This is a genomic window from Mycobacterium sp. E1715 (genome assembly GCF_001667625.1).
GTDB lineage: Bacteria > Actinomycetota > Actinomycetes > Mycobacteriales > Mycobacteriaceae > Mycobacterium.
The window spans coordinates 1-11777 of sequence record NZ_LZJJ01000367.1; the positions used below are offsets into that span (position 1 = coordinate 1).

General features: G+C 67.1%; 10 protein-coding genes and 2 tRNA genes. 9 read left to right on the plus strand and 3 right to left on the minus strand.

Translation table 11 applies throughout. From position 1 onward, the window contains the following. Positions 1-735: serine hydrolase domain-containing protein (locus A9X03_RS18215; RefSeq protein WP_156736461.1), on the minus strand; the 735-nt coding region annotated here is incomplete at its 3' end. 33 nt (positions 736-768) lie between these two features. After that, positions 769-839, minus strand: a tRNA-Gly gene (locus A9X03_RS18220). Positions 840-987: 148 nt separating this feature from the next. Between A9X03_RS18220 and A9X03_RS18225 the strand changes: the two genes are divergently transcribed. The 4 genes from A9X03_RS18225 (at position 988) to clpP2 (ending at position 3904) form a co-directional block, all read left to right on the plus strand. After that, a tRNA-Pro gene (locus tag A9X03_RS18225) sits at positions 988-1064 on the plus strand. A gap of 64 nt (positions 1065-1128) precedes the next feature. Beyond that, positions 1129-2547, plus strand: a complete 1419-nt coding sequence (gene tig / locus A9X03_RS18230; RefSeq protein ID WP_068262264.1) for a trigger factor — start codon at positions 1129-1131, stop codon at positions 2545-2547. A 128-nt stretch (positions 2548-2675) separates the two neighbouring features. Further along, on the plus strand, positions 2676-3266 hold the full coding sequence (clpP1, locus tag A9X03_RS18235) for an ATP-dependent CLP protease proteolytic subunit ClpP1 (protein WP_067749511.1): 591 nt from the start codon (positions 2676-2678) through the stop codon (positions 3264-3266). Beyond that, positions 3263-3904, plus strand: coding sequence for an ATP-dependent CLP protease proteolytic subunit ClpP2 (gene clpP2, locus A9X03_RS18240; protein ID WP_067275408.1), 642 nt, complete (start codon positions 3263-3265; stop codon positions 3902-3904). The genes clpP1 and clpP2 overlap by 4 nt, the downstream gene beginning before the upstream one ends. Positions 3905-3925: 21 nt before the next feature. Here the strand turns inward: clpP2 and mmuM are convergent, their stop codons facing one another. Then, complete coding sequence (gene mmuM / locus A9X03_RS18245; protein WP_197498929.1) at positions 3926-4831, minus strand: homocysteine S-methyltransferase; 906 nt, start codon at positions 4829-4831, stop codon at positions 3926-3928. 321 nt (positions 4832-5152) lie between these two features. Between mmuM and clpX the strand changes: the two genes are divergently transcribed. The 5 genes from clpX to mobA all read left to right on the plus strand — a co-directional run bounded on the left by clpX (position 5153) and on the right by mobA (position 11635). Continuing rightward, positions 5153-6433, plus strand: a complete 1281-nt coding sequence (gene clpX / locus A9X03_RS18250) for an ATP-dependent Clp protease ATP-binding subunit ClpX (protein ID WP_055400128.1) — start codon at positions 5153-5155, stop codon at positions 6431-6433. A 43-nt stretch (positions 6434-6476) separates the two neighbouring features. Then, entirely contained in the window at positions 6477-7730 is a 1254-nt protein-coding gene (locus A9X03_RS18255; protein WP_067749514.1) for an MFS transporter, read from the plus strand. A gap of 230 nt (positions 7731-7960) precedes the next feature. Beyond that, a complete protein-coding gene (locus A9X03_RS18260; RefSeq protein WP_156669927.1) occupies positions 7961-9940 on the plus strand; it encodes a 2-oxoacid:acceptor oxidoreductase subunit alpha in 1980 nt (659 codons plus the stop codon). Further along, positions 9937-11028 carry a 2-oxoacid:ferredoxin oxidoreductase subunit beta gene (locus A9X03_RS18265; protein WP_067749518.1) on the plus strand — a complete coding sequence of 364 codons (1092 nt, stop codon included), beginning with the start codon at positions 9937-9939 and terminating at the stop codon, positions 11026-11028. Before A9X03_RS18260 ends, A9X03_RS18265 begins: the two co-directional genes overlap by 4 nt. A gap of 1 nt (position 11029) precedes the next feature. Beyond that, positions 11030-11635, plus strand: a complete 606-nt coding sequence (gene mobA, locus A9X03_RS18270; protein ID WP_067749520.1) for a molybdenum cofactor guanylyltransferase — start codon at positions 11030-11032, stop codon at positions 11633-11635. Positions 11636-11777 lie beyond the last annotated feature (142 nt).

Below are 11777 nucleotides of genomic sequence, written 5' to 3' on the forward strand. Positions count from 1 at the left end.
CAGGGCGGCCTTGGGGTGCTCGGTGAGGCTCGTCGGGTAGCCGGGCGCCTGCGCATCGGCCAGCAGGTCGCGGGCGTGCGGCTTGTTGACGCGTTCGGCGCAGCGCCGTTGTTCGGCCAGCGACAACCCGATATGGACGTCGGCGCCGAACGGTTCGGCGATCTCCGTACGCAGGTATTGGCCGATCGTGCGTCCGGTGACCCGCCGGAAGACCTCGCCGAGGATGAAGCCGAAGGTGGTCATGTGGTAGCCCTGGGCGGTGCCGGGCTCCCAATACGGTTCGGCGGCGGCCAGCTGTGCGCAGACGAAGTCCCAGTCGGCGACGTCCTCCCAGCGCAGGCGGGTGCGGGGGCCGATCACGCCCGAGCGATGGCTCATCACCATCGCCAGCGTGATGTCCTGTTTGCCCGCCTGCCCGAACTCGGGCCAGTAGTGGGCCACCGGGGCCTGCAGGTCCAGTTCGCCGCGGTCGGCCAGCTGGTGGACGCAGGTGGCCGACAGACCCTTGGTGCCGGACAACACCGTGGTCAGGGTGTCCTGCCGCCAGCGTCGCGTGTGGGCGGCGTCGGCCCAGCCGCCCCACAGATTGACGACGAGCGTGCCGTCGACCCACACGGCGACGGCCGCGCCGACTTCATCACCGACTGTGAAATTCCGCTCGAACGCGTGGCGCACTCCAACGAATTCCGGCGCGCACGACCCCTGGATTGCCGCGGCCGTTTCGAGGTCGCTCATGGCGCCTTTCTTAGGAGCAGATCCTTAATCCAGAGCGGGCGACGGGAATCGAACCCGCGTAGCTAGTTTGGAAGACTAGGGCTCTACCATTGAGCTACGCCCGCATGTGTTAGTCGAGCGTGACTGTAGCTGTCGACGAAGATCAAATCTAATCGACGCGGTCTTGTGATCGCTCCGTGAGGGTCTGCGACGTCGTCGCGAAGCCTGTGGCCAACCCGGCCCTACGGGGCCTTAGGATCATCGAGGTCAGCGCGGGGTGTAGCGCAGCTTGGTAGCGCATCCGCTTTGGGAGCGGAAGGCCGCAGGTTCAAATCCTGTCACCCCGACCAGCACGACCACTGCCGCATGCACACGGCCACCGAACGCCAGGAACGACCACCGAGGAGCGCCCCCGTGAAGAGCACCGTCGAGCAGCTGAGCCCCACCCGGGTCCGCATCAACGTGGAGGTGCCGTTCGCCGAACTCGAGCCCGACTTCCAGCGCGCCTACCGGGAGCTGGCCAAGCAGGTGCGCCTGCCCGGCTTCCGCCCCGGCAAGGCGCCGGCGAAGTTGCTGGAGGCCCGGTTCGGCCGCGAGGCGCTGCTCGACCAGGTCGTCAACGAGGCGTTGCCCGCGCGGTACGGGCAAGCCGTCGTGGAATCGGAAGTGCAGCCCCTCGGCCAGCCCGAGATCGAGGTCACCAAGAAGGAGTACGGCCAGGAGCTGGCGTTCACCGCCGAGGTCGACGTCCGCCCGAAGATCGAGCTTCCCGACCTGAGCGCGCTGACCATCTCGGTGGATCCGGTCGAGGTCAGTGACGACGACGTCGACGCCGAATTGGAGTCGCTGCGCGCCCGCTTCGGCACCCTGACCGGGGTCGACCGGCCCGTCGCCGACGGCGATTTCGTCTCGATCGACCTGTCGGCCACCATCGACGGCGAAGAGGTGCCGGGGGCGTCCGCGGAGGGCCTGTCCCACGAGGTGGGTTCGGGCCGGCTGATCGCGGGTCTCGACGACGCGCTGATCGGTCTCTCGGTGGACGAGTCCCGGGAGTTCACCGCGCAGCTGGCGGCCGGCGAGCACGCCGGGCAGGACGCCCAGGTGACGGTCACCGTCAAGTCGATCAAGCAGCGCGAGCTCCCCGAGCCCGACGACGAGTTCGCCCAATTGGCGAGCGAGTTCGACACCATCGAGGAGCTGCGTTCCAACCTGCGCGACCAGGTCGCACGGGTGAAGCGCGCCCAGCAGGCCGACGAGATCCGCAACGCCGCTCTGGACACGCTCCTCGAGCAGGTCGACGTGCCGCTTCCCGAGGCGATCGTGCAGGCGCAATACGACAGCACGATTCACGGCGCGTTGCACGGCCTCGACCACGACGATGCCAGGCTGGACGAGGCGCTCGCGGGCCAGGGCAAGACGCGCGAAGAGTTCGAGAGCGAGACGCGCACCGCGGCGGAGACCGACGTCCGCAGGCAGCTTCTGCTGGACGCGCTGGCCGACGAGCTCGAGGTGCAGGTGGGCCAGGACGACCTGACCGAGCGGTTGGTGGCGACGTCTCGGCAGTACGGCATCGAGCCGCAGCAGTTGCTGGGCTACCTGCATGAGAACAACCAGCTGCCGGCGATGTTCGCCGACGTGCGCCGCGGGCTGGCCATCGCCGAAGTGGTGCGCGCGGCGACGGTCACCGACACCAAGGGCGACACCATCGACACCGACGAGTTCTTCGGGAAGCGTTCGGAGGCCGACGCAGCTGAGCCGGCCGGCGAGGCGGAGGAGGCCGAGGACGCCGACGAGGCGTTGGAAACCGAAGGCTCCGACGACGAGGCGGAGTGACCGGGTCTTGACGCTGTGAGCGAAAGCGCCCGATTGAGGGGGAGCGTGGGCGCGAAACAGTGGGCCAGGTTGGTTAGTGTCGGTGAATAGAAGAACTCGAGAAAGCAGGTAACCCAGTCGTGTCTGACATGCGTTCGCCCTCGCAGGGGCTCAACCTCACGGACTCGGTCTATGAGCGCTTGCTCTCCGAGCGCATCATCTTCCTGGGTTCGGAGGTGAACGACGAGGTCGCCAACCGGCTGTGCGCGCAGATCCTGTTGCTCGCCGCCGAGGACGCCGACAAGGACATCTCGCTGTACATCAACTCGCCGGGCGGATCGATCAGCGCCGGCATGGCGATCTACGACACCATGGTGCTGGCTCCTTGCGACATCGCCACCTATGCGATGGGCATGGCGGCCTCGATGGGCGAGTTCCTCCTCGCGGCCGGCACCAAGGGCAAGCGCTACGCGCTTCCGCACGCGCGCATCCTGATGCACCAGCCCCTGGGCGGGGTGACGGGCAGCGCGGCCGACATCGCCATCCAGGCCGAGCAGTTCCACGTCATCAAGAAGGAAATGTTCCGGCTGAACGCCGAATTCACCGGGCAGACGATCGAACGCATCGAGGCCGATTCCGACCGCGACCGCTGGTTCACCGCCCAGGAGGCCCTCGAATACGGATTCGTCGACCACATCATCACCCGCGCCAGCCACATCACCAACGGAGAAGCCCAGTGAGCACCCAGCACCCCATCCAGCCGCAGGCGCGCTACATCCTGCCGTCGTTCATCGAGCACTCGAGCTTCGGCGTCAAAGAGTCCAACCCGTACAACAAGCTGTTCGAGGAGCGCATCATCTTCCTCGGCGTCCAGGTCGACGACGCTTCGGCGAACGACATCATGGCGCAGCTGCTCGTGTTGGAGTCGCTGGACCCCGACCGCGACATCACCATGTACATCAACTCGCCCGGCGGGGGCTTCACCTCGCTGATGGCGATCTACGACACCATGCAGTACGTGCGCGCCGACATTCAGACGGTGTGCCTGGGCCAGGCCGCCTCGGCCGCGGCGGTGCTGCTGGCCGCGGGGACTCCCGGCAAGCGGATGGCGCTGCCCAACGCTCGGGTGTTGATCCACCAGCCGTCGCTTCAGGGTGTGATCCAGGGCCAGTTCTCCGACCTGGAGATCCAGGCCGCCGAGATCGAGCGGATGCGCACGCTGATGGAGACCACGCTGGCCCGCCACACCGGCAAGGACGCCGCGACGGTCCGCAAGGACACCGACCGCGACAAGATCCTGACCGCCGAAGAGGCCAAGGACTACGGGATCATCGACACCGTGCTGGAGTACCGGAAGCTCTCCGCGCAGACCGCCTAAGTCTCCTCGGCGAACGTGCTCTCATGGCGAGATTTCAGCCGATTTACCGCCCTCAGAGCACGCTCGGCGAACCTCGGCGATGTCGGCCGGCCCGACCCGGCAGCAGCCACCGATGATGCTCGTCCCGGCCGCAAGCCATTGCGTGGCGAGCGCCGCGGAGAAGGTCCGCGGCCCCGCCCAGCCCCGTCCGTCCCAACGCTCGCCGCTGTTCGGGTAGACGATCACCGGCTTGGCGGCCGCCGCCGTGGCGATCTCGATCGCGGGCAGGACGTCCGCGGGTGCACAGCAGTTGACACCGACCGCGACGATCTCCGGCACCCCGGCGGCGACCGCGAACGCCTCCGCCAGCGGTTGGCCGGCCCGGGTCCTGGTGCCATCGATGGTGTAGCTCAGCCAGGACGGCGCGCCGACCGAGGCGACCAGGTCGACCAGTGCCTCGGCCTCGTCGACGTCGGGCACGGTCTCGCACGCCAACAGGTCGGCGCCCGAGTCGGCCAGCACTTCCAGCCGGGGCCGGTGCCATCGCCGCAAAGCCGCCACCGACAGCCCGTAGCGCCCCCGGTATTCCGATCCGTCGGCCAGCGTCGCGCCGTACGGCCCGACCGAGGCGGCGACGAGCAGCCCGCCGGCGCCCACCTCGTCACGGGCGGTCTTCGCCAGGTCGACGCTGCGGCGCAGCAGCTCGGCGGCCTCGTCCCGGTCGATCCCGCGGGACGCGAAGCCCTCGAACGACGCCTGATAGCTCGCCGTCGTCGCGATCGCGGCGCCGGCCCGGTAATAGCCGGCGTGCACGGCGACGATCTCGCGGGGATCGTCCGCCAACAACCTCGCCGACCACAATGCGTCGGAGAGGTCGTGACCGCGCGCCTGCAGCTCCGTGGCCAAGCCACCATCGCTGATCACTACCGATCCGCTGATCAGAGCCAATCCCACCCGGCCACTGTAGGGTGATTTCTTGGGGATCTGCCCGGGCTTCGCCGGGGCCGGCATCTCCAGCGGAAGTGGGAATCGGTCGGCGCACCAGCCTCGGTCGGGTAACGACCGCGACACGCCAAAGACACGCAAAGCGCGTCTTTCGCGAGTGACGGGCGCCGTCTGGCTATATGTTTCATCAAGACGAACACGCATGAATACCACCGACGCGATTCGGCCCTAATGGTCGCGTCGGGCCCGATCTAGCGGGTAGCGTCGGGGGATACATGCGGCACAGCTAGACGAACGGCGAAAAGGAAGTAGGCCCTCAGCACCATGGCGCGCATCGGAGACGGCGGTGACCTGCTGAAGTGCTCGTTCTGCGGGAAGAGCCAAAAGCAGGTCAAGAAGCTCATTGCTGGTCCCGGTGTGTACATCTGCGATGAGTGCATCGACCTCTGCAACGAGATCATCGAAGAGGAGCTCGCCGACGCCGACGACGTCAAACTCGACGAACTGCCCAAGCCCGTCGAAATCCGGGAGTTCTTGGAGGGCTATGTCATTGGGCAGGACACCGCCAAGCGGACGCTGGCCGTCGCCGTCTACAACCACTACAAGCGGATCCAGGCGGGGGAGAAGGGTCGTGACTCCCGGCACGAGCCGGTCGAGCTGACCAAGTCCAACATCCTGATGCTCGGCCCCACCGGCTGCGGCAAGACCTACCTGGCCCAGACGCTCGCCAAGATGCTCAATGTGCCGTTCGCCATCGCCGACGCCACCGCGCTGACCGAAGCCGGATACGTCGGTGAGGACGTGGAAAACATTCTGCTCAAACTCATTCAGGCCGCCGACTACGACGTCAAGCGGGCCGAAACCGGCATCATCTACATCGACGAGGTGGACAAGATCGCCCGCAAGAGCGAGAACCCGTCGATCACCCGCGACGTCTCCGGTGAGGGCGTGCAGCAGGCGCTGCTGAAGATCCTGGAGGGCACGCAGGCGTCGGTGCCCCCGCAGGGCGGCCGCAAGCACCCGCACCAGGAGTTCATCCAGATCGACACGACCAACGTGCTGTTCATCGTCGCTGGGGCGTTCGCCGGCCTGGAGAAGATCATCTACGAACGCGTCGGCAAGCGCGGCCTGGGCTTCGGCGCCGAGGTGCGCTCGAAGGCGGAGATCGACACCACCGACCACTTCGCCGAGGTCATGCCCGAAGACTTGATCAAGTTCGGCCTGATCCCAGAGTTCATCGGGCGGTTGCCGGTGGTTGCCTCGGTGACCAACCTGGACCGCGAATCGCTGGTCAAGATCCTGTCCGAACCGAAGAACGCTCTGGTCAAGCAGTACACCCGGCTGTTCGAGATGGACGGCGTCGAGCTTGAGTTCACCGACGACGCGCTGGAGGCGATCGCCGATCAGGCCATCCACCGCGGCACCGGCGCCCGCGGCCTGCGGGCCATCATGGAAGAGGTCCTGCTGCCGGTGATGTATGACATCCCGAGCCGCGACGACGTCGCCAAGGTCGTGGTGACCAAGGAGACCGTGCAGGACAACGTGCTGCCGACGATCGTGCCGCGCAAGCCGTCACGCACCGAGCGCCGCGACAAGAGCGCCTAACGCCTTGCGGTCGACCGGCCGCGCATTTGGGTACTAGATCCCCATGCCGGCCGCCGCTGAGACCGACAGCCCCGTACCGCGCCGGCTTACTCGTGCGCTGGACCTGCTCAACTTCCTGCTCGCCGACGTGCGTGACGGGCTGGGTCCCTATCTCTCGATTTATCTGCTGCTGGCTCACCATTGGGACCAGGCGTCGATCGGCTTCGTCATGGCGGTCGGGGGGATCGGGGCGATCGTCGCGCAGGCACCGGCCGGCGCGTTGGTGGACCGGAGCACCGCCAAGCGGGCGCTGATCATCGGCGGCGCATTGACCGTCACCGCCGGTTCGTTGGCCATGCCGTTGTTTCCCGGCCGGTACTCCATCTCGGTGCTGCAAGCCGTGACCGGCATCGCCGGCTCGGTCTTCGCCCCGGCGCTGGCCGCCATCACGCTGGGCGTCGTGGGGCCCCGGTTCTTCTCCCGCCGGATCGGGCGCAACGAGTCGTTCAACCACGCGGGCAACGCGTCGGCCGCCGCCATCACCGGCGGTCTGGCCTACTTTTTCGGGCCGGTGGTGGTGTTCTGGGTGCTTGCGGTCATGGCGGCCACCAGTGTGCTTGCCGCGCTGAGGATTCCGGGTGACGCGATCGACCACGACGTCGCGCGGGGCATGGACCACGTGCGGGGAGCCCCGCACGAGACGCCGTCCCGGATGGCGGCATTGCTGCACAACCGCAGGCTGATGATCTTCGCCGCGACCGTCGTCGCCTTCCACTTCGCCAATGCGGCGATGCTGCCGCTGGTAGGCCAGCTGCTGGCGCTGCACAACAGGGACGTCGGCACGGCGCTGATGGCCGGCTGCATCGTCGCCGCGCAGGTGGTCATGGTGCCGGTGGCCTATCTGGCCGGGGCCAAGGCCGATTCGTGGGGACGCAAGCCGATCTTCCTGACCGGTTTCGCGGTCCTGGCCGCGCGTGGATTCCTCTACACCCTGTCGCCAAACCCGTACTGGTTGGTCGGGGTGCAACTGCTGGACGGCGTCGGGGCCGGCGTGTTCGGGGCGCTGTTTCCCCTCGTAGTCCAGGACGTCACGCACGGCAGCGGCCGGTTCAACGTCAGCCTGGGCGCGGTGACCGCCGCGACCGGGATCGGCGCCTCGGTGTCGAACCTCGTCGCGGGCTGGATCGTGGTGGCCGCCGGCTACAACGCCGCCTTCGCCTTCCTGGGAACGCTCGCGGCGGCGGCCCTGATTTTGTACCTGGTCGCGATGCCGGAAACGGCGCCAAGGGAACTCGGTGTCGGCGCCCCGCCGACGTGACCAATAACACAGTTTTTGACCTGAGGCATACCATTCCCGCCCTGACTTCGGCTTTTTACACTGAAGCATTCATCTGTAATGCACCAGAGACGCTCATACACCCCTTAGAGAAGTGCCATAATTGGTACTTGCAGTGACACACAGCTTGAGGGCGCGGGACGCCACTCTTTTGGCGCGTAACCTAAAACTCCAGCGAAGTGCCTATCCGGTAACGAATGGAAGGCGGATACGTGGATCCGAACGGCAGCGGAGCCGGGTCTGATTCTCACAACGAGTCGTCCCGGGGAGGGGCCGCTCGCCGGAACGGATCCGACCGTCAGCGCCTGGAACAAGTCGTCATTCGCTTCGCCGGGGACTCCGGCGACGGCATGCAGCTCACCGGCGACCGGTTCACGTCCGAGGCAGCGCTTTTCGGTAACGACCTGGCGACCCAGCCCAACTACCCCGCCGAAATCCGTGCCCCCGCAGGGACCCTGCCCGGGGTCTCCTCCTTCCAGATCCAGATTGCCGACTACGACATCCTGACCGCCGGTGACCGCCCGGACGTGCTCGTCGCGATGAACCCGGCGGCGCTCAAGGCCAACCTCGGCGACCTGCCCCGCGGCGGCATGGTGATCGCGAACTCCGACGAGTTCACCAAGCGCAACTTGACCAAGGTGGGTTACGTAACGAATCCGCTCGAGTCCGACGAGTTGTCCGACTACGTCGTGCATTCCGTCGCCATGACCACCCTGACGCTCGGCGCCGTGGAGGCGATCGGCGCGTCGAAGAAGGACGGCCAGCGCGCCAAGAACATGTTCGCCCTCGGCCTGCTGTCGTGGATGTACGGCCGCCCGATCGAGACCAGCGAGAAGTTCATCCGGGAGAAGTTCGCCCGCAAGCCCGACATCGCGGAAGCCAACGTGTTGGCCCTCAAGGCGGGCTGGAACTACGGCGAGACGACCGAGGCGTTCGGCACCACCTACGAGGTTTCGCGGGCGACGCTGCCGTCCGGCGAATACCGGCAGATCTCGGGCAACACCGCGATGGCCTACGGGATCGTCGCCGCGGGTCAATTGGCCGGCATTCAGGTGGTGCTCGGCAGTTACCCGATCACGCCGGCGTCGGACATCCTGCACGAACTGTCCAAGCACAAGAACTTCAACGTGATCACCTTCCAGGCCGAGGACGAGATCGGCGGCATCTGCGCCGCGATCGGCGCCTCGTATGGCGGTGCCCTCGGGGTCACGAGCACGTCCGGCCCCGGCATTTCGCTGAAGTCCGAAGCGCTGGGCCTTGCGGTGATGACCGAATTGCCGTTGCTGGTCATCGACGTTCAGCGCGGCGGCCCCTCGACGGGCCTGCCCACCAAGACCGAGCAGGCCGACCTGCTGCAGGCGTTGTACGGCCGCAACGGGGAGTCGCCGGTAGCCGTACTGGCGCCGCGCTCGCCGTCCGACTGCTTCGAAACCGCGATCGAGGCCGTGCGGATCGCGGTCTCATACCACACGCCGGTGATCCTGTTGTCTGACGGCGCGATCGCCAATGGCTCGGAGCCATGGCGGATTCCGGACGTCGGCACGCTGCAGCCGATCAAGCACACCTTCGCCAAGCCGGACGAGCCCTTCCAGCCGTACAACCGCGACCCGGAGACGCTCGCTCGCCAATTCGCCGTTCCGGGAACCCCCGGCCTGGAACACCGCATCGGTGGCCTGGAAGCGGCGAACGGTTCGGGCGCCATCTCCTACGAGCCGGTCAACCACGACCTGATGGTTCGGTTGCGGCAGGCCAAGATTGACGGCATCACGGTTCCCGATCTCGACGTCGACGACCCGACCGGGGACGCCGAGTTGCTGCTGATCGGCTGGGGCAGCTCGTACGGCCCGATCGGTGAAGCCTGTCGGCGCGCGCGGCGCAAGGGCGTCAAGGTGGCACACGCGCACCTGCGCTACCTGAACCCGTTCCCGGCGAACCTGGGCGAGGTGCTGCGGCGCTACCCGATGGTGGTGTGCCCGGAGATGAACCTCGGCCAGCTGGCACTGTTGCTGCGCGGCAAGTACCTGGTCGACGTGCAATCGGTCAGCAAGGTTCAGGGTGTCGCGTTCCTGGCGGACGAGATCGGGCGCGTCATCCGCGCCGCGATCGGCGGCACGCTGGCCGAAATCGAGCAAGACAAGACGATGGTCGCCCGAATGGCGGCGGCAACGGTGGGAGCGGGAGCTAGCGAATGACCGACCTGATGGGAAATCTGGCGGGCACCGACCTCGGGCTGACGCCGAGGTTGAAGAAGAACGACGGCGTGCCCACCACGGACCAGCCGCAGAAGGGCAAGGACTTCACCAGTGATCAAGAGGTCCGCTGGTGCCCCGGCTGCGGTGACTACGTCATCCTCAACACCATTCGCAACTTCCTGCCCGAGCTCGGGCTGCGCCGCGAGAACATCGTGTTCGTCAGCGGCATCGGCTGCTCGAGCCGCTTCCCGTACTACCTGGAGACCTACGGCTTCCACTCCATCCACGGCCGCGCACCGGCGATCGCCACCGGTCTGGCCCTGGCCCGAGAGGACCTGTCGGTGTGGGTGGTCACCGGTGACGGCGACGCGCTGTCGATCGGTGGCAACCACCTGATCCACGCGCTGCGCCGCAACGTCAACATCACGATCCTGTTGTTCAACAACAGGATCTACGGGTTGACCAAGGGCCAGTACTCGCCCACGTCGGAGGTCGGCAAGGTCACCAAGTCGACCCCCATGGGGTCGCTGGACCACCCGTTCAACCCCGTGTCGCTTGCGCTGGGTGCCGAGGCGACGTTCGTCGGCCGCGCCCTGGACTCCGACCGCAACGGGCTCACCGAGGTGTTGCGCGCGGCCGCGGAGCACCGCGGCGCCGCCGTGGTCGAAATCCTGCAGGACTGCCCGATTTTCAACGACGGATCATTCGACGTGCTCCGCAAGGAAGGCGCCGAGGAGCGGGTGATCAACATCCGCCACGGCGAGCCGATCACCTTCGGTGCCGACGGCGAGTACTGCGTGGTGAAGTCCGGCTTCGGCCTCGAGTTCGCCAAGACCGCCGACGTGTCCGTCGACGAAATAATGGTGCACGACGCGCACACCGACGACTCGGCCTACGCGTTCGCGCTGTCCCGGCTGTCCGATCAGAATCTCGATCACACTGTGCTCGGCATCTTCCGGGACGTCAGCCGGCCCACGTACGACGACGCGGCGCGCTCCCAGGTGCAGGCCGCGCGGGCCTCGAAGCCGTTCGACGACGCCGCTCTGCAATCATTGCTGCGTGGCCGCGACACCTGGACCGTCGACTGACGTGAGCGAAACAATCTCCCTGGCCGGGGTTGTCCTGGCCGGCGGCGCCTCGCAACGCATGGGCCGCGACAAGGCCAACCTCCCGATCCCGCCATCCGCTGGATCCGGCTCGACCACGATGGTCGAGCACGTCGTCGGCGTCCTCCAACAGCGTTGCGACCCGGTGCTCGTCATGGCCGCCCAGGGGCAGCCGCTCCCCGAACTGCAGGCTCGGGTGATGCGCGACGAACTGCGTGGGCTGGGGCCGCTGCCGGCGACGGGGCGGGCGCTGCGCGCGGCGGCCGACGCCGGGGCGCGGCTCGCGTTCGTCTGCGCGGTCGACATGCCGTTCCTGGCAGTCGAACTCATCGACGATCTCGCCCGTCGGGCGGTGGAGACCGGCGCGGAAGTGGTGCTGCCGTGGGACGGCCAGGACCACTACCTTGCCGCGGTGTACCGGACCGACCTGGCCGACCGCGTGGACGCGTTGGTGGCCGCCGGCGAGCGCAAGATGCGCGCCCTGGTGGATGCGTCGGACGCCCAGCGCATCGTGACCTCGGAGTCGCGGTCGCTGACCAACGTCAACACCGACGCCGAGCTACGCGCCCTCGCGCAGTCCCGCAGCTGACCCGCAACGCACCCGAGCGGGTGCGCATAACCGGGCGAGAATTCGTGAGTGAATTCGGCATGAGAAGAGCTGCTTTCCGCTTAAACAATTGCTGGGCGATGTGCCGGGTGATGGTATTTGCCATTTTGTGATCTGTTGGGGT